The organism is Microbacterium hydrocarbonoxydans (assembly GCF_900105205.1).
Taxonomy (GTDB): domain Bacteria; phylum Actinomycetota; class Actinomycetes; order Actinomycetales; family Microbacteriaceae; genus Microbacterium; species Microbacterium hydrocarbonoxydans.
Map to the genome: position 1 here is coordinate 2,553,169 of NZ_FNSQ01000005.1, position 18,844 is coordinate 2,572,012.

Annotated in this window: 10 protein-coding genes and 1 pseudogene; 4 read left to right on the top strand and 7 right to left on the bottom strand. The window is 70.1% G+C overall.

Annotated elements, in window-relative coordinates:
* Window positions 1-55: 55 nt before the first annotated feature.
* The gene (locus BLW44_RS12685) at window positions 56-2,950 is read right to left on the bottom strand and encodes a UPF0182 family membrane protein (RefSeq protein WP_060926993.1); all 2,895 of its coding nucleotides are present in this window, start codon (window positions 2,948-2,950) and stop codon (window positions 56-58) included.
* Between the two features lie 46 nt (window positions 2,951-2,996).
* Entirely contained in the window at window positions 2,997-4,091 is a 1,095-nt protein-coding gene (locus tag BLW44_RS12690; RefSeq protein WP_082724536.1) for a YlbL family protein, read from the bottom strand.
* A gap of 117 nt (window positions 4,092-4,208) precedes the next feature.
* On the opposite strand from BLW44_RS12690, the gene BLW44_RS12695 reads away from it, so the two are divergent.
* The gene (locus tag BLW44_RS12695; RefSeq protein WP_060926991.1) at window positions 4,209-5,639 is read left to right on the top strand and encodes a zinc-dependent metalloprotease; all 1,431 of its coding nucleotides are present in this window, start codon (window positions 4,209-4,211) and stop codon (window positions 5,637-5,639) included.
* Window positions 5,640-6,457: 818 nt separating this feature from the next.
* Here BLW44_RS12695 and BLW44_RS12700 read toward each other — a convergent pair.
* Both BLW44_RS12700 and nudC read right to left on the bottom strand, forming a co-directional pair.
* Window positions 6,458-8,179 carry an ATP-dependent helicase gene (locus BLW44_RS12700; protein ID WP_060926990.1) on the bottom strand — a complete coding sequence of 574 codons (1,722 nt, stop codon included), beginning with the start codon at window positions 8,177-8,179 and terminating at the stop codon, window positions 6,458-6,460.
* Window positions 8,176-9,072, bottom strand: coding sequence for an NAD(+) diphosphatase (gene nudC / locus BLW44_RS12705; protein WP_060926989.1), 897 nt, complete (start codon window positions 9,070-9,072; stop codon window positions 8,176-8,178). Before nudC ends, BLW44_RS12700 begins: the two co-directional genes overlap by 4 nt.
* A 64-nt stretch (window positions 9,073-9,136) precedes the next feature.
* On the opposite strand from nudC, the gene BLW44_RS12710 reads away from it, so the two are divergent.
* A complete protein-coding gene (locus tag BLW44_RS12710) occupies window positions 9,137-10,483 on the top strand; it encodes a phosphotransferase (protein WP_074731797.1) in 1,347 nt (448 codons plus the stop codon).
* Here BLW44_RS12710 and BLW44_RS17535 read toward each other — a convergent pair.
* Window positions 10,429-13,871 (bottom strand): annotated as a pseudogene (locus tag BLW44_RS17535) (UvrD-helicase domain-containing protein). The gene BLW44_RS12710 and the pseudogene BLW44_RS17535 sit on opposite strands and share 55 nt — an antisense overlap.
* Before the next feature lie 56 nt (window positions 13,872-13,927).
* On the bottom strand, window positions 13,928-17,155 hold the full coding sequence (locus tag BLW44_RS12725; protein ID WP_060926987.1) for an ATP-dependent helicase: 3,228 nt from the start codon (window positions 17,153-17,155) through the stop codon (window positions 13,928-13,930).
* A 188-nt stretch (window positions 17,156-17,343) separates the two neighbouring features.
* On the opposite strand from BLW44_RS12725, the gene BLW44_RS12730 reads away from it, so the two are divergent.
* The gene (locus BLW44_RS12730; protein WP_053095596.1) at window positions 17,344-17,568 is read left to right on the top strand and encodes a DUF3107 domain-containing protein; all 225 of its coding nucleotides are present in this window, start codon (window positions 17,344-17,346) and stop codon (window positions 17,566-17,568) included.
* A 7-nt stretch (window positions 17,569-17,575) separates the two neighbouring features.
* The gene (locus BLW44_RS12735) at window positions 17,576-17,863 is read left to right on the top strand and encodes a hypothetical protein (protein WP_060926986.1); all 288 of its coding nucleotides are present in this window, start codon (window positions 17,576-17,578) and stop codon (window positions 17,861-17,863) included.
* Window positions 17,864-17,974: 111 nt separating this feature from the next.
* Here BLW44_RS12735 and BLW44_RS12740 read toward each other — a convergent pair whose 3' ends face one another.
* Window positions 17,975-18,688, bottom strand: a complete 714-nt coding sequence (locus tag BLW44_RS12740) for a ferritin-like fold-containing protein (protein WP_060926985.1) — start codon at window positions 18,686-18,688, stop codon at window positions 17,975-17,977.
* Between the last annotated feature and the right edge of the window lie 156 nt (window positions 18,689-18,844).

The following is an 18,844-nucleotide window of genomic DNA, read 5'->3' on the forward strand; positions in this document are numbered from 1 at the left end:
GATGCAGAATGGGCGCCCCCGAAGGGGCGCCCATTCTCGTGGTGTCGCAGCGGGATCACTCCCCCGCTGCGGACTCCAGTTCGAGCAGAGTGTTGACCGCGTCCGTGAGGCGCTTGTCCGCCTCGGCGAACGCCTCGAGGTCACCGGCCTTCAAGGCGGTCTCCCGGTCGGTGAGCGCCTGCTGAGCGGCGGCCAGGGCTTCCGCCTGGGCGTCGGTCGGCTCGGTGGGCTCGGTCGGCACCTCGCCCGTGTCGGGATCGGGCTCCGTCGGCTCCACCTCGTCGTCGCCGCCGGTCGCACCCGCGTCACCGCCGAAGAGGGTGTCGAGGGCCTCGGTCAGAGTGTCCTCGAACGCCACCTTGTCTCCGAACGCCACGAGAACCTTCTGCAGACGCGGGAGCTTCGTGCCCTCGGACGACTGCACGTAGACCGGCTGCACGTAGAGCAGACCGCCACCGACCGGCAGGGTCAGCAGGTTCCCGTACAGGACCTCCGACTCTCCCTGCTGCAGCAGGTTGAGCTGCGGCACCACGGCCGTGTCCGAGTTGTAGGTGTTCTGCACCTGACCTGGACCTGGGACCGTCGTATCCGTGTCGATCTCGAGCATCCTGAGCTGCCCGTATCCCTCCGCCTTCACGCCGGCCTCTGAGCCGGCATCCGAGTCGACGGCGAGGTAGCCCATCAGCACGTCGCGGTTGCTGCCGCCCTGCGCCGACGGGATGAACGTCGAGAACATCGAGAACCGCGGCGAATCCTGCCCCGGCATCTGCATCGTCAGGTAGTACGGCGGCTGCAGCACCGCATCGCTGCGCGGGTCGTTCGGGGTCTGCCAGCGGTTGTCCTGCTGGGCGAACGATCCGGCGGTGTCGATGTGGTAGGTGCCGAGCACGTCGCGCTGCACCTTGAACAGGTCGGTCGGGTAGCGGACGTGGCTCATCAGATCGCCCGACATCTCGCTGACCGGCTTGAGCGTCGACGGGTAGATCTTCTGCCACGTCTGCAGCACCGGATCCTCCGCATCCCAGGCGTACAGGGTCACGGAGCCGTCGTATGCGTCGACCGTCGCCTTGACCGAGTTGCGGATGTAGTTGATCTCGTCGATGGCCAGCGTCGGCGACGGCACGTTCGAGTCGGCGATCGCGTCGGACAGGCTCACGCTCGTCGAGTACGGGTACGTCGAGCTCGTGGTGTATCCGTCGATGATCCAGACGATCTTGCCGTCCACGACGCTCGGGTACGGGTCGCTGTCGAGCTCGAGGTACGGGGCCACCTTCTGCACGCGCGTCTTCGGGTTGCGGTCGTACAGGATCTGCGAGTCGTCGTTCACAAGGTTCGAGAACAGGATCTGCTCGGACTGGAACTTCAGCGCGTACAGCAGCTTGGTGAAGGTGTTGCCGATCTTCGGTCCGCCGTCGCCCTCGAAGGTCGTCTTCGTCTCGTTGGAGCCGTCCTTGCCGCGCGGGTAGTCGATCTCGACCGGGTCGGCACCGTCGGGACCGCCGACGATCGAGTACTCGGGCGAGGTCTCGCCGAAGTAGACGCGGGGCTCGAACTTCTCGCCGTCGGTGAGGAATCCGGACGACGGGATGCCGCGCTCGAGGAACACCGGCTCTCCGTCGCTGGTGCGCTGGTTGCCTGCGGCGGCGACGAGGCCGTAGCCGTGCGTGTAGACCGCCACGCGGTTGTTCCAGTTGGTGACGTCGACGCCATCCATGTCGAGGTCGCGCACCGACACCACGGTGTCCTGCATGACGCCGTCGATCTCGTAGCGGTCGACGTCGAGGTTCTCCTGGAACTGGTAGTAACCGCGGTACTGCTCGAGCTGGCGGACGGCCGGGCTGATGACGGCGGGGTCGACGATGCGGATGGATGCCGTGGTCTCGGCATCCTCGCGCAGCTGCCCTGCCTCGGCATCCGTCTCGGCCTCGAACGGCGTGGTCTCGAGGTCGGCGACCCCGTACGCCTCCTTCGTGCCGTCGATGTTCTTCTGGTAGAACTCCGCCTGGTAGGCGTTCTGGTTCGGGCGCACCTGGAAGGTGGTCACCGCCCACGGGAAGCCGACGCCGACGACGAGCGATGCGACGATCAGCAGCGCGGTCGCGGCGAGCGGGAAGCGCCACCGGCCGATGACGGCCGTGACGAAGAAGAGGATCGCGACGATCGCGGCGATGATCGTGAGGATCGCGAGACCGGGGATCGTGGCGTTGACCCCGGTGTACGCCGGTCCGACGATCCTGTCGTCCTGGGCGACCAGGGTCTTGTAGCGGTCGAGCCAGAGGCTCGCCGCCTGCACCAGGAGGTAGAGCCCCGCGATGACCGCGAGCTGGATGCGTGCCGGCTTCGAGATGCGCAGCTCGCCCTGGCCGATGCGGACCGAGCCGTACAGGTACGACACGAGCGCCGTCACGATGAGCGTGAGCAGCAGCACCGCCGATACGAAGGCGAGCAGGATCGAGTAGAACGGCATGGCGAACATGTAGAAGCCCGTGTCCATGCCGAACTGCGGGTCGGTGGCGTCGGTGGCGACGCCGTTCGCCCAGAGCCAGACCGTCTTCCACTGGCTCGCCGCGGAGAAGCCGGCGAAGAGCCCGAAGAAGATCGGCATGCCCCACATCGCCAGGCGACGCAGCGGCTCGATGACCTCCTGGTACCTGTCGAGCTGCGAGCTGAGCCGCACGTAGACGGGCCGCAGCCGGTAGGCGAGCTGGATGGCCACGAACAGCGGCACGGCCATGCCGAGGAATCCGACGACGAACATCACCGCCGTGGCGAACCATTGGGTGGTGAGCACTCCCGCGAAGCCCACCTGGTCGAACCAGAGGAATTCGGTGTAGAGCGACGCGAAGACGAAGAAGACGGCGATCAGCGCGGCGATGATCGCCAACGAGATGCCGAAGATTCGTCGCGAGGTTCGAGGAGTGGCCGGGTTCGGTGCGGAAGTCGAGGTCACCCTTCCATCCTAGGCTCGCCTTACTGTGCTGCGGCTGTCATCCCCGTCACGGGGAGGTCACGACGTCGCAGGACGGGAGCGAATCGACGTCGCCCCCCTCGGCGATGACATCCAGCGCCGCGAGGGATTCCTCGAGCGTCCCGGTGCTGATGACCGTGAGTCCGTCGGGCACGTGCCCGACCACCTCGTCGCAGTTCGTCGTGGGGGCGAGGAAGTACTCGGCCCCCGCGTCGCGGGCGCCGTAGAGCTTCTGACGGATGCCGCCGATCGGCCCGACCGTGCCGTCGGCCTCGATCGTGCCGGTGCCTGCGACGTTCTCTCCGCCGTTGAGCTCCCCCTCGGTGAGGGTGTCGATGATGCCGAGGGCGAACATCATGCCCGCGCTCGGACCGCCGACGTTGTCGAGCTGTAGCGTGACGTCGATCTCGAAGTCGTAGTCGGTACGCAGAGTCACCCCGATGAGCCACGTGGTCGCATCGCCGTCGATCTGCTTCTCGGGCGTGACCTCGACGACCTTCTCCTCGCCGACCCGCTGCACGGTCAGCTCGACGGGGTCGCCGCCGGCATCCTGGATCGCCTGGCGCAGCTGCTTCGCCGACGTCACCGCTGTGCCGTCGATCGCGGTGATGACGTCCTCCGCCTCGATGCTGCCCTCGGCGGGTGCGTCCTCGACGACCTCCTGGACCACCACGGCCGCACCGGTGTCGTAGCCCAGCTCGCCGAGAGCCGCAGCCGTCGCCTCGTGCTGGGAGTCGACCATCAGGGTCGCGTTGCGCTCATCGCGCTGCTCCGTGGTCACGCCCTCGGGGAACACCGACTCGAGCGGCACGACCGCTCGGGACGAGTCCATCCAGGCCAGCGCGAGCTCGAACCAGCTCGGCGTGCGCTCGCGGTTGCCCACGACCTGCACGGTGGTGAGGTCGAGCGAGCCGGCGGTCTCGAACGTCTCCGCACCTTCGACCTGGATCAGAGGCACCTGCTCGCCCTCGGGTCCGGCAGCCGTGCCGAGGGTGTCGTACACGGGACCCGGTCGCTGGATGACGTAGGGCGTGGGGAGGAAGGTCAGCACGACGAGCGCGATCAGCGCCACGATCAGCGACCAGACTCCCAGTCCGAGCTTCACAGACCGGGTTCGGTCCACAGGTTTCCTCCGTCGTTCGCGGGCGGCGTACAGCGATCTGCCCGCGTCGGGGTCTCGGGGCCGCTCCTGTGACTAGCGTAGATGCCACGGCTTCAGACGTGCTGAGAGGCGAGCGACATGTCAGACAACGACCCCACCCCCGAGGACTTCCAGGAGTTCCTGCGACGAATGATGTCCGGCCAGGGCGCCGGCGACATCGACCCCGAGGCGCTGCAGAACGCCTTCTCGGGTATGGAGGGGATCGAGCTCGACCCGGCGATGATGCAGACCATCATGGCGCAGCTGCAGGGAGCGTTCGGCGGGGATCCGTGGGAGAACGCGCTGCGGCAGGCGCTGCACATCGCGAACCGCGACGGCCTCGGCATCACCGACGGCTCGCGCACCTCGCTCGTCGACTCGTTCGCCCTCGCCGACCTCTGGCTGAGTGAGGCGACCACCATCTCCGAACTCGCGGAGGCGCCCAGAGCCATGACGCGCGGCGAGTGGGTCGAGGCCACGCTGCCCGTGTGGCAGGAGATCGCGGGGCCCGTCTCGACGAGCATCGCCGATGCGCTCACGAGCGCCCTCGACACTCAGGTGCCTGAAGAGATGCGCGGCGTCGTGCAGGGAGCGGGAAAGCTCATGCGGGGCCTCGGCGGCTCCGTCTTCGCCGCGCAGTTCGGCCAGGTGCTCGGCAACCTCTCGCTCGAGGTCGTGTCGGGCGGCGACGTAGGCATCCCCGTGCTCCCAGCGGGCACGGCGGCCGTGATCCCGCAGAACCTCACCGCCTTCGGCGAGGGACTCGAGATCCCCGAGGACCAGATCACCCTCTACCTCGCGACGCGCGAGCTGGCGTACGCGCGGCTGTACCGGCACGCCAAGTGGCTGCATCTGCATGTCATGGCGCAGATCACCGACTTCGCCCGCGGAGTGACGGTCGACGTCGACGCGCTCGAAGACGTCGCGAGCAGGCTCGACCCCTCCAACCCGGAGGAGTTGCGTGCGGCCATCGAGGGCGGCGCCCTGCTCCCGGCCCAGACGGATGCGCAGCGCGATGCCCTCGCCCGGCTCGAGAACCTGGTCGCGACGATCGACGGCTGGGTCGACGTGGTCACCGCACAGGCGACCTCCCGTCTGCCGGACGGGGCGCGGATCGCAGAGGCTGCCCGGCGCCGTCGCGCCGTGGGCGGTCCCGCCGAGGACGCCCTCGGCGCCCTCGTCGGACTCAAGCTCCGACCGCGGCGACTGCGTGAGGCCTCCGCGATGTGGCAGGCGGTCACCGACGCTGTGGGCATCGAGGGACGCGACTCCCTCTGGGACTACCCCGACCTCATGCCCACGTCGGACGACATCGACGACCCGACAGCGCTCGTCGCGCGCCTGCAGGCCTCCGCACGGGGCGAGCAGCCCGTCGCCGACGAGTTCGATGAGGCCCTCGCCCGACTGCTCGACGGTGACGACTTCTCGGGTGAGCAGGCAGACGGCTCCGGAGAGAGCGCCGAGGGACCGCTCGACGCGGATGACGACAGCGAGGGCGACAGCGGGACCGGTGGCGACCGACCGGTGTGACCGTCCGGCGTGACCCGGGCGCACTCTTCCTCCACAGGGGTGCGACCGGCCGCGACTTCTCCACGGATGGTTTGTACAGCGCCATCCGGCCTCCGCAAGTCCGCAGAATCGGTGGATGTCCCCGCTGACGCCCGCGACCACGACCCGCCTGGATCCTGCCGTGCCCCTGCTGTGGCGCGACGGCGAGACACTGCAGATCGGGATCGAGGGCACACTGCGGATCGCCGCATCCGAGCCCTGGGTCGAGAGACTCGTCGCGCGGATGGCCGCCGGTTTCCGACGCCCCTCGTTCGACGTGATCGCGCATGCGGCCGGAGCCCCTCGCGCGGAGGCTCGGCTGCTGCTCGCGCGCCTGGAACCGCTGCTCGTCGACGACCCGCAGACGCCACGAGCGGCATGGGTGGAGAGCATCCATCTTCTCGACGGCCGCTGCGAATACCGGATGCGCGATGCGCTGCGCGACGAAGAAGTCGAGGAAGGGTCGCGTCAGGATCCCGCGCACATCGGCGTCGTGCTCGTCGAGGGCGCGGCCGCGGCGCTGCAGTTCGGTCGATACCTCCGAGAGGACATCAGCCATCTGCCGGTCGCCTTCGAACCGGGACGGACGACGGTGGGACCGCTGGTCGTCCCCGGCTCGTCGCCCTGCCTGACGTGCCGCGATCGCGCTCAGGTGGATCGCGATGCCGCCTGGCCGCGCATGCACGCACAGCTGATCGGTCGCGCCGCCGGCCCGATCAGCGCGGCAAGGATCGCCGGTGCCGCAACTCTCGTCGCCCGGCTCCTCTCGGAGACCGGCTCCTCAGGATCGATCGTCGAGGTCAGCGCCGAGGGGCGCCACGAGTGGCGCTCGGTGTCGTTTCACGAAGAATGCCGGTGCCGCGAGCAGTCGTTCCTATCTCTGCCAGGAAGCGAGACGGCGCCCGCTCCCCTCGTCCCGCAGAGCGCGACCAGGACAGCGACAGCGTACGCGCGGCGCGCGTGACCCCGACGTAGGCCAGACGGCGTTCCTCGTCGATCGCCTCGAAGCCGCTGGCATACGAGATGGGCAGCGCCCCCTCCGCCCAGCCGACCAGATACACATGCGGCCATTCGAGGCCCTTCGCGGCGTGCAGGGTCGACAGCGTGACCGTCCGCATCGTCGGCTCGTGCTGGTCCTTGGCGCGGGCCATCAGCGCATCGCTGAAGCTGCGGAGATTCTCGTCCGGTCCGGCCTCCTCTGCCAGTCGCAGGATGGCTCGCCGCGCCTCCCAGCCGTCGCGCTGCGCTCCCCCGGCCTCGGGCGGCTCCTCGGTCAGCCCGAGCTCGCGGAGCACCCGCTGGACCCCCGGAAGGAACCCCTGCTCCGTCGGTGCGACGGCCGCCGCTCGGAGCGCGAGGATCGCCTGTCGAACCTCGGGCATTGCGAAGAACCGGGTGCCACCGAGGACCGAGGTGGCGATGCCTTCGGCGGCGAGCGCCTGCTGCAGCACGGCGGACTGCGCATGGGCGCGGTACAGCACCGCGATCTCCGCAGGAGACGCGCCGCCCTCGATCCGCGCCGACACCGCCGCCGCGATGCCCTCCGCCTCCTCGCGTTCGCTGTCGAAGGCAGTGACGGTTGGCGCCTCGGCATTGAAGGTCTCGCGGGCGGGCACGAGCTCGAGAGCACCGGGGCGTCCGTGCATGAGCGCGTTGGCGGCCTCGAGGATCGGCGCCTGCGAGCGGTAGTTGGTCTCCAGCCGCACCACCGTCGCGTCCGGATGGCGGCGCTCGAACTCGAGGAGGAACCTCTGCTCGGCGCCGGCGAACGAGTAGATCGTCTGGCTCGCGTCGCCGACCACGCAGATGTCCTTGCGATCTCCCAGCCACAGCTCCAGCAGGCGGTTCTGCAGCGGCGAGACGTCCTGGAACTCGTCCACGGTGAAGTGGCGGTACTGCTCGTGGACGGATGCCGCGACGCGCGGCTCCGCCTCCAGCATCCCTGCGCATGCCAGGAGCACGTCTTCGAAGTCGAGCTGATGCCGCTCATCCTTCAGCGCTTCGTACCGCTGCTGCAGCTCCGCGAGCTGGGTCTGGTCGATGCCGCTCACCGTGCGTCCGAGGGCGGCGTGCTGTTCGACGGAGAGCATCGACACCTTGCGCCACTCGATCTCCGAGGCGATGTCGCGCAGGGTGGCCGTGCTCGGACGAAGGCGCATCGCGTCGGCGGCCTGTCCGAGCATCCGCACCTTGTTGTCGATGATCGACGGCGCCGGCGATCCGGCGAGGGTGGGCCAGAAGAAGTTCAGCTGTGCGAGCGCCGCAGCGTGGAAGGTGCGGGCGGCGACGCCCTCGACCCCCAGTGCCCTGAGGCGTCCGCGAAGCTCACCTGCGGCCTTCGCGGTGAAGGTCACGGCCATGACCCGCGAGGGCGAATAGGCACCGGTGTCGACGCCGTGGGCGATGCGATGCGTGATGACACGCGTCTTGCCCGTACCGGCACCGGCGAGCACCGCGACGGGTCCGCGCAGCACGGATGCCGCCTCCCGCTGACGATCGTCGAGGGCTTCGAGCGCGCTCACGCGCGCTCCTCGAACCACGACACGATCAGGGCCCTGGCGATCGAGGCGGGGCCCGGCAGACCGACCGGTCCGTCACCCGCCAGCGCGCTGCCGATCTCGTCGCGGGTGAACCAGCGCACGTCGATGATCTCCTCGCCGTCCGGTCGCACCTCGTCCTCATCGATCGCGACGGCACGGAAGCCGAGCATGAGGGAGCGGGGGAACGGCCATGGCTGGGACGAGACATAGCGCAACGACGAGAGACGGACCCCTGACTCCTCCTCGAGCTCGCGATGCACGGTCGATTCGAGGGATTCGCCTGCCTCGGTGAAGCCGGCGAAGCAGGAGTACATCCGGCCACCCCAGTTCGCGTTCGCCCCGAGCAGCAGTCGGTCACCATCGGGGCTCTCGACCGCGACGATCACGGCAGGGTCGGTCCGGGGAAAATGCTCGCGTCCGCAGACGAGGCATCGGCGTGACCACCCGGCCTGACGGAGCTCGGTGCCCCCGCCGCACGTCGGGCAGAAGGGTGCATCCCGCAGCCAGCCGGCCACCGCGAGCGCCTCGATCAGCAGCTCCGTCTCCCCCGCTCCCAGCCGCGCACCGAGGTCGCGGAGGCCCAGCCAGGTCTCGTCGGGCGCCGTGTCGATGCTCCCGGTCTCGGGCGGCAGCACCGCAAGCAGCAGCGGCACCCCGTCGTCGCCGCGACCGAGCAGCGCCCAGGTCGCCTCGATGATCTCCTCGGGCGGAACCCGCAGGAGGGTCGCCGTGTCGAGGTCACCGCCGGCGATCCGCACGCGTCCATCGCGTACGGCGATCACCCTCGTCGTCGCATCGGCACGCAGCCGATCGATGACATCGGGTTCGACTCTGAGTTCTGCGGCACGATCGAGAGACGTGCTCATCACGGTCATCGACTCCCTCTCTCACGGGCGTGGCGGAAGCAGGACCACCCCTGCGCCCGCCTACCCTGGGGGTATGGGACGCTCTCCTTTCACTCTAGCCGCGGCGGTGACTGCCGCACTGCCCGGCGCGGAGGTGACCGGGGCCCGCGTTCTGACCGCTGACGGCGACGGTCGTTTCGACTCCGCGGTGGCCACGCTCGCCGACGGTCGCGAGCTCGCGATCCGAGTGGCGGACGACGACGAGGCCGCCCGCGAGCTCGCCGCCGAAGCCCTCGCACTGCGCGCGCTGACCGCCGGTGCCCGCGCCATGCTGCCGTTCTCGGCTCCGGAGTACATCGGGGAGACGCGTCTGTCCGAGGCGCGCGCTCTCGTGACCGAGCTGCTGCCCGGGTTCCAGATCGAGGCCTCCCTGGTGCCCCCAGGGCGGGGAGCCGCAGAGTCGATGGGCGCGGCGATCGCCGCGGTGCACGCTCTCCCTGTCTCCGTCGTGCGCGGTGCCGGGCTCATCACCCGCTCCGCCCAGGAGACACGAGACGAGCTGGAGCGTCTGATCGATTCAGCCGCCTCGACCGGGCGGGTCCCCGCGCGGCTCACGGTCCGCTGGCGCGACGCCGTCGCCGACGACGAGCTCTGGCGTTTCGAGTCCACCGTCGTGCTCGGAGGCGTCCAGGCGACGTCGTTCGTCTTCGACGACCATCCCGAGCGCGGCCCTGAGGTCACCGGGATCATCGGGTGGCACTCCCTCGCCGTCGGCGATCCCGCCGTCGATCTGTCGTGGCTCTCCACCGCACCCGCGGCTGCGGACGACGTCCACGCCGCCTATGCACGCGCATCCGACCGGGTCCCGGATCCGGCGCTGGAGGTGCGCGCGCGACTGCTTGCCGAACTCGAGTTCGCGCGCTGGCTGGTACACGGCGATTCGCTGCGCCGGCCGGACATCGTCGACGACGCGGCAGCACTCCTCGAGTCGCTGGCGGAGGGTCTGCACAGCGACGATCTGGGAGTCATCGCCTCGCGCACGGCCGGAGTGGATTCCGCTCTGGACGCGCTGGACCGCGTGCCTGCGAGCGCCACGTCGACCGCCGACACCTCGATGCAGACCGACGCCTACAACCCGAACGAGCTGTGGCACGACGACGACGGCACGAGCGACCTCTCAGAGGCGGCTTCCGATGCCGCGCGGCGTCTCGAGGTCGGCGGGCTCGAGACGGAGGATCTCTCGGCTGTCCGTGGCGATGTCCGCAGCGGATCGGCGGATGAGAGCGACGAGGATCGTCCGAGCGCTCGCCCGAATCGGTCGGACACCACGACGAACGCCGAGACAGCTGGCAGGGACTCCGACGAGGGATCGCCAGAGGATGAGGCTCAGCGTGCTGCGCGGGCGGCACTCCAGCGCTGGAAGAGCTCCGACTCGGAGTAGACCCGGTCCCCTCGGATGACGAGGTCGTCCGCGACGTAATACAGGGCGACGTCGATCTCCTCGAGCGGTACGCCGAATCTGCGGTGATACGCGAGGCGGTAGAGCGCGAGCTGCAGCATCCGCTCCTCCCGCTCCTCCGCCGTGCGCGGTGCTCGTCCGGTCTTCCAGTCGACGATCTCGATGCGACCTCCGCGGTCCTCCCGTCGGTAGACCGCGTCGAGCTTGCAGATCACGATGTGCCCGTCTTCACCCGCGGCAGAGCTGCCGCCGAGCGCGAAGTCGATCTCGATCTCGACCGCGATGGGCGCGAGGCCTCCCCACTCGCTGTTCTCGAATGTCTCCTGCAGGGTGGCGAGGTCCGCCGCATCCGCCGACGAGACCTCTGCGCCGCCCAGTTCCGCGCCGTCCATCGAATCGTCGTCGTCGATCTCCCACAGCGCCTCGTCGACCCGCTGCCCGACGCCCACCAACTCGCTGCGGCGTTCGACCCAGGCATGGAACAAGGTCCCGAGCCGCGTCTGCCGGTACGGGCGCTCAGGCATGGGACGCACGATGGATGAGAGCGTGCCGCCGAAGTCCGTCACATAGTCCTTGAACCGCGAGGCGGGTACACGAGTAGGCGGGGGCGCATCGGTGCCGCGCATCCGGGCGGCGCGTTCGGCCAGCAGCCGGGTCAGCTCGGGTGAGGCGGCCGGCTCGCGTGCGGCGGCGTCTCGGACCGCCTGTGCCGCGGATTCGACGACGCTCCGGCGAGCGCCGAGCGGGTCCAGCGGCCAGGTCAGCGTCGCTCCCGGCCCCTCGTAAGGGTTCTCATCGGGGTCGACCGGCGCGATCGGGTCGAGGCCGAGCACCTCCATGGCCTCGACGAGATACGGGCTCGGAACACGCGGGGACGTCTGCCCCGCCCAGTGCGAGCCGCTGAGCAGCAGGTCGGTCTTCGCCCTGGTCACCGCCACGTAGGCGAGTCGCCGTTCCTCCTGCTGCTGGTATTCGCGATAGGCGTCCTTGAACCGACGCAGAGCACCCCCCTGCGGATTCGCCTTCGAGACGCCGCCGGACAGTGAGGACTGCGCCAGCGCCTGCCTCTTCTTGGGATCGGTCTCGCCGCCCATCGCGGACTCCGGGTCCCACTGGAATCGGGGAAGTGCGTCTCGGTCGCCGCGCAACGCGAACGGCACGACGCCGAAGCCGAACCACCCCGAGGTGTCCGAGACGCGGCTCGGGAGCTCGTCGGCCACCAGACGCACCACCGCCACCGCATCCCACTCGAGACCCTTGGACCCGTGGATGGTGAGCAGCTGCACGACGCCGGGCTCGGGCGGCTCCGGGCGAGGCATCAGCTCGTCGGTGCTCTCCGCCTTGTCGAGCCAGGCGAGGAGGCTGCCGATAGTGCCGCGCTCATCAGCCGTGAGGAACGCGCGCACCTCGTCGGAGAAGGCGCGCAACTGCGTCGCCGCGACTCGCGCCGGCCCTCGCGTCTCGTTCGCCGCGAGCTCGATGTCGAGCCGCAGCTCGAGCTCGATGAGGCGGATGAGCTCGGGGATCGGCTGGGAAGACGCACGACGCAGCCTCTCGAGCATCTCCCCGCTGCGCGGATGCGCGATCGCCCTTCCGGCGTGATGGCCGCGAGCAGACGGTAGTCGTCGCGCACTGCGCGCACCACGTCGACCGCATCGATGATCGAGACCGCCTCGTCGGCGCCCCGCGAGGAGCGCAGTCGCAGCCTGACCTCCTCCGGCAACGGCATCATCGCCGTGTCCCGCTCGGCCAGGGCGCGCCCGAGGTCGTAGAGGGCGGCCATGTCGGCGACGCCCACGGCGAAGCGCGGTCCGGTCAGCAGTCTGATCAGCGCCGACCCCGCGGTCGGGTCGTGCACGACCCGCAGCGTCGAGACCACGTCGACGACCTCGGGAGTCGAGAGAAGGCCTCCGAGCCCGAGGATGCGGTGCGGCACGCCCTCGGCGGCGAGCGCAGCCGCGAAGGTCTGCATGTGCCGCTTCGAGCGGAACAGGATCGCGCCCGTGTGCGGCTTCTCGGAGGAGGGTGCGTGCGCCGCGCGACGCTCCGCGAACCAGGCCGCCACCTGCTGCGCCTCGTCATCGACGGTGAACGGATATCGCACTTCGACGGCGCCGGTGCCCGCGCCGGGACGCGGCTCGAGAGGGGGCACATCCAGGCCCGGCCGCTGGAGCGGCACGAGCACACGGTTGGCGACGTCGAGGATGCTGCTGTCGTTGCGCCAGCTCGTCATCAGGCTGTACGTCTCGGTGTTCTCCGGCGTGCTCGCGAACGTGCCCGAGAACGCGTAGAGGTTGTCGGCGCTCGCACCGCGCCAGCCGTAGATCGACTGGTGCGGATCGCCGACGGCCATCACCGCCGAATCCCGGAAGAGCTCAGCCAGGAACTTCGTCTGGATCACCGAGGTGTCCTGGTACTCGTCGAGGAGCACGACCCTGTGCTGTTCGCGCAGTTCGGCACGCACATCCGGGGCGGACTCGACGATGTCGTACGCGCCGCCGACCTGATCGGCGAAGTCCAGCACGCCGCGCCTGCTCTTCTCGGAGATGTAGTCCCGGACGAGCTCGGCCAAGGTGCCGAGGCCGAGAAGGTTGCCCGCGGCCTTGTCGACATCGGCATTGCCCCGGTACGGCTCGAAAGCGGTCGCCTGCTCCCGCGCGATCCGCACGGCCCTGTCGAGATCGACACGGTGATCGAGCACGTCGCCCGCGAGACGCTGCACCGCGTCGATCACGGTGCCGAGGGCGAAGTCGATCTCCTCGAGTTCGGGGAGATCGGACCGGAGGACCACCTCGCGCGCCAGCATCCACGACGCCGCCTGGCTCAGCATAGCGACATCGCTGTCCCGGCCGATCCTGGCCGCGTGCTCGCGCACGATGCCGTCCGCGAAGGCGTTGTAGGTCGACACCCGCGGCCGGATGAGGAGCTCGTCAGCGGGGCGCGGGGTGGCAGGCGTCCATCCGGTGCCGTATGCCTGCGCGAGCTCATCGAGCACGTGGAGCCGGACGAGCTCTCGCTGGCGCCCGGGCGCCGCGTCATCCACCCGTCGCAGCGCCCCGGATGCGACGATCTCGGGCAGGAACGGCAGCAGCCCCCGTCGCCCGTACTCGTCGATCACCGCGAGTCGTGCCCCGATCCGCTCGGCCAGCTCACCGGCGGCCTTGCGGGTGAAGGTGAGTCCGAGCACCTCGTCGCGGCGGACGTGTCCGTTGGCGACGAGCCAGACCACCCGTCCCGACATCGTCTCGGTCTTACCGCTTCCCGCCCCGGCCACGACCAGTGCGGGCGTCGGCGGAGCCTCGATGACCCGCTGCTGCGCCGGCGTCGGCGGCGGCTGTCCGAGAGCAGCGGCGACATCCGTCGCGGAGATGCCGAGTGCGCCCGGCCAGGTCTCTGTCGCGCCGGTGGCGAGTTCGATCGCCGTGCTCACGCGCTCACCGCCGGGACGGTGTGGATGCGGCAGGGGTTGATGCGGCGCTGCGTGTCGGCGCAGTGCGACTCGACCTGCGCGGTGAAGCTCGATGCCGACATCCCTCGTGCCGCCTCCCCCACCCTGCGGAGGAACGCCGTGCGCCCCTCGTCGTCGAGCGGATGCTGATGTGCGACGCGGTAGTCGCTCTTGGACAGGGTCTTCGAAACGATCACGAGACGCGCCCCGGCGAGCGCGTCCGCCGGCGCCCCCGGCACCAGCCCCTGCTGCACCGCGATCTGGTAGGCAGCCAGCTGGGCGTGCTCGACCACGCCCTGCTCCGATTCCGGGTCGCTCTTGCCTGTCTTGAGGTCGACCACGACGACCCGCTCTCCGGTCTCGGCACCGCCTGCGATGGGCTGCCACTTCTGGCCCCTGGCGTGCGGGTGATCTCCGGCGCCCGGCGGGTACGCCTCGATGCGGTCGATGTAGCCATGGATGATCGCCTGGTTCGCCGTGTCGTCACCGACGGGGTGGACGGACGGCACCTGATCGTCGCGGCGGGGGACGTCCACAGCGAAGCGGAACTCGACCTCGCTCGCCAGCTCCCGCCCGCCGTCGCGGCGCACGTCGCCGAGGTAGGTGTGCAGCCGGTCGATGAACGTGTCGGCCCTGCGGCGTTCTTTGCGCCCGATCCAGGCGGTCTCGAAGTCGAGCTCCGGCCAGTGCTCGGCGACGACGGCGCGCATGCGATCGAGGTCGCCGTCGGGCACCCGCTCCATCGCCTCGTGCACGATCGTACCGATGCCGGCCGTCGGCGGCATCACGGTGTCGCCGCCCAGAGCCGAGACCGCCCAGTTGAGCCCGCATTCCTCGTACGACTCCATCTTGGACGGCGAGACCCTGGCCGCCTCGATCTCGAGGTCGCGCAGCGCCGCCTCCGTCGTAGGCGCGATCACGCCGTACCAGTCCGACGGAGCAGCCCCGGGCACCCCCTCCCGGGCCAGAACCGCGAGCTGCTCAGCGGCGTCGCGGCGAGCCGACGCGGACGGCGAGGCGGTGAGCACCCGGCGGTGACGTGCGACGAGGCCTCGGAGCGTCAGCGGATGCTCAGCCGACGCGTGCAGCTCGGGAGGCTCCGGCGTCGGCAGGAAGGCGAAGAACGGGCTCGGCGTGAGGTCGTCGTCATCGACCGCGGTGATCAGCAGACGCCGGCGCGCGCGGGAGATCGCGCGCACGAAGAGCCGCAGTTCGTCGTGCAGAGCCGCGCGACGTCGATCCAGCGCATCCGGCGCAGTGGCGTCGACTCCGGTGCGCGCGGCGAGCAGTGCGTCGGCGAGGCGCCAGGTCTGGAGCATCCCGCCTCGCGGCCGGACGTTCGGCCAGATGCCGTCCTGCACCCCGGCCACCACCACGACCTCGAACTCCGTCCCCAGCGCCGTCGCGGGTGTGAGGAGCGTCACGCGCCCCGGCCGGTCGGGACTGGAGAGGGAATCCTCCGGCACTTCGCTGTCGAGGATGTCGCGCACGAACACCTCGGGCCGCTCGTTCGGTGTCCGCTCGACGAAGCGCTTGGCGGCGCCGAACAGCGACACGAGTGCGTCGAGCGCCCGCGCCGTCTCCGCGCCGCTGGATTGCAAGGACATCTCGCGCCAGGCGACCTGGAGCCGGCGCCCGTCGACGGCCCTCGCCTGATCCCAGACGCGCCAGAGCAGGTCGTGGATCGTCTCCCCCGCCGCCGCTCCCCCGGCGATCTCGGCGACCGTCGCGGCGAACCGCGCCGCCGTGCGCGACTCCTGCGAGTCGATCAAGGTGAAGTGGTCCGGCGCGGTCAGCGCCTGACGCAGCAGCTCGCGCGCGGGCGTGGAGCCGCCGTTCTCGAGTTCGATGTGACGCAGTCGGGCGCGGAGTCGCCGCAGTCCGATCGCGTCCATGCCTCCGAACGGGGTCCGCAGCGCTTCCTCCCACTCCTGGGGGGTGCGCTGCTCCGGCGGGGTGAGGGCCAGCCGGACGACGCCGACGATGTCCCTGACGATCGACTCGCTGCCGAGGGGCCGCTGCACCCCCGCCGCACGCGTGGGGATCTCGCGGGCGGCGAGCTCGGACTCGAGCTGCGAGACCTGCCGGGTGTCGTGGGCGATCACGCCCATGCGATCCCAGGGGATCCCGTCGACGAGGTGCCATTCGCGCATGACGCCGGCGATGCGATCCAGCTCCTCATGGGGCGAGGGGGCGACGAAGGTGGTGACGTCGGAGGCGGCGCTCTCGTCATCCGCGTCGAGGGAGGTGGGCGCCCGTCGATGGTCGACGCGACCTGCGGCTCCGATGGCCTGGGTCACCGTCCGCGTCAGGGCGGTCAGCGCCGGAGCCTGGCGGTGCGGAGCGTCGAGGACGTGCACCTCTCCCAGTGCGGTGGCCAACTGCGCGAACAGCTCCGGACTGGCGCCGCGGAACGCGCCGGAGGAGATGTCGGGATCGCCGAAGGCGAGCACCGCGACTCCCCTCGCACGGAGCGCCTGCACGATCGCGACACCGCCCCTGGTCAGCTCCTGCGCGTCGTCGATGAGCACGGCCTTCAGGTCGGCGAGCGGACCCAGTGCGGCAGGTTCGGCGAGCTGCAGGATCGCGCAGGCCTCGGCGAGGAGGTCGGCCGCATCCCGATGCGAGGCCCGCGCGAGATCGAGCACCGCCCGATACTCCACGAGGAAGTCCGCCACGGCGGACCAGGCGGCGTCGCCGGCCGCGCGCAGCTCATCCGGTCGGGCGCCGAGCTCGACGGACTCGGCCACGAACGCTCGGAGTTCCGAGCGGAAGCCCTTCGACGCGCGGACAGACGGACTAAGCGCGTCGGGCCAGCCGATGCGACCGTCTTCGGCATCTCCGGCGAGGAGTTCGGCGATCAGGCGGTCCTGGTCCGCTCCGGTGAGGAGCGCAGGGGGCTCGGCGCCCGCCCTGACCATCGCTCCGCGCACCACCTGGAACGCGAAGGAGCCGAGGGACCTGGCCAGCGGGCCCGGTGTCGCCTGCCCGATCCGCACGCCGATGCGGTCGCGTAGCGAGGTCGCCGCCTGCCGGCTCGGCGTCAGGACGAGGAGCTCTTCCGGCCGCATGCCCTCGCCGTCGAGCAGGTGCACGACCCGGTCGGTCAGCGTGCGGGTCTTGCCCGTCCCCGGAGCGCCGATGATGACGCCGGATGCGGTCACCGCTGCGCCGACGACGGCCCTCTGCGCAGCATCCTCTGTCATGTCCTCCACGCTACTGCCGCGCACCGACATCGGTTCGCGGTATCGAGCGACCTCGCGCTGTGCGCTCACGGCGAAACAGCGCCCGCGGGCGGTCCCGGCCGTCGCGGCGCCCGGTAGAGTTGGGCGCAGTCGTCGGCCCCCGCGGCCGACTCGACCACAGCAACGTCGACTGGAAAACAGGAGTACGCGTGGAAATCCGCATCGGCATCATCAACACCGGCCGTGAACTCAGCTTCGAGACCGCATCGAGCGCGGACGAGGTCCGCACCCAGGTGTCCTCGGCTCTCGAGCAGAACACCTCGCACCTGAGCTTCGCCGATGTGAAGGGCAACTCGTACCTGGTTCCGACCGCGAACCTCGCCTACATCGAGCTCGGCACCGAGGAGTCCCGTCGCGTCGGCTTCTTCGCCTGACACCGCGATGTACATCCTTCTCGCACTCATCGGGGCGTGCGTGCTCGGCATCGCCGCCCACTACCTGATCGGCGGCCGAGAGCTGCGCGGCGTGGCTGTGACCCCGGCGATCGCCACGGCCCTGGCCGCGGCGATCTACACGGGCATGCAGTGGCTGGGCGTCGGTGAGGACAGCATCTGGCTGTGGCTCGCGAGCGTGCTGGGATCCGTCCTGATCGCCGCTGCGGCGACCGTCGCGATCGTCGCGGTGCGTCGTCGGTCGGATGCCTCCGCCAGAGCCGCCCTCGGCATCTGAACGTCGTGCACGAGCGCCGCACGCTGCGCGGGATCCGCTTCAGCCTCGTGGTGCTGATGCTCGGTCTCGTGATCAGCGAGCCGTCCGCCGCAGCGACGACCCAGGCATGACCTACGAGGCGAGCCCCATAGCATCCATGCGGCGCGCATGCGCGCCCATGAGCTCGGTGTAGACCAGCTCGACCCTGTCCTCGCTCATCGCCGCGAGCTCGGGCTGGCGCAACGCGGACCGGCACACCAGGATCGTGTCGCCGACCAGACGACGAGCCCACATCGACAGGAGCGACCGCCACTCTCCGTCACCGTCGATGGTCTCCTGGATGATCGCCACGATCTCGTGACGCGCGTCGTCCTCGCTGAGGATCGCCGCGACCCGTTCGCCGGTCTCGCCATAGCTCGAGGCCAGCGCGAAGTAGAAGTCGTCGAGCATGCCGGCGGTGATGTAGACCGCGAGCAGCGTCTCCCGCGGACGCGCGCCGATCGTCTTGCGCCGGAACGCATCGAGGTTCTCCCGGAACGGGAGCATCAGCTGGGTGGGGTCGTCGCCGCGTTCAGCGATCACGTCGACGATCGCACGATGCTTGGTGAGGGCGGCCCCGGCGGCGCGAGACAGAGCCTCCTTCTCGGAGAGCTCCGGCGTCGCCCTGATCAGACGGGTCAGGGTCTCGAAGTAGCCGAGCTGCAGATAGGCGGCCTGACCGAGGAACCGGTTGAGCTCCGGCGCGAGCTCGGCGAAGTCCACGCGCGTCGCCGTGCCTTGATCGCCTCGGGTGCGCAACGTCAGTGTGCGCCGGGGCGTCCTTCGCTTCCAGAACCAGTTCACCACGGGGTTCACAATACTCGGGCGACGCGTCTCTTCCTGGCCCCGCCACCCGCTCGGGTAGGCTGGTCCCGTCCCCGCCGTCGGAGCGGGGCCCGCGCCTGTGGCACAAGAGACGGCGTGGATCCGTGAAATTGGCGATCTTCGCAGGTCGCCGGACAG

Coding starts and splice junctions, on each gene's coding strand:
- BLW44_RS12725 (WP_060926987.1), bottom strand. CDS start 17,155: ATGACAGAGGATGCTGCGCAGAGGGCCGTCGTCGGCGCAGCGGTGACC.
- BLW44_RS12735 (WP_060926986.1), top strand. CDS start 17,576: ATGTACATCCTTCTCGCACTCATCGGGGCGTGCGTGCTCGGCATCGCC.
- nudC (WP_060926989.1), bottom strand. CDS start 9,072: ATGACCGTGATGAGCACGTCTCTCGATCGTGCCGCAGAACTCAGAGTC.
- BLW44_RS12710 (WP_074731797.1), top strand. CDS start 9,137: ATGGGACGCTCTCCTTTCACTCTAGCCGCGGCGGTGACTGCCGCACTG.
- BLW44_RS12695 (WP_060926991.1), top strand. CDS start 4,209: ATGTCAGACAACGACCCCACCCCCGAGGACTTCCAGGAGTTCCTGCGA.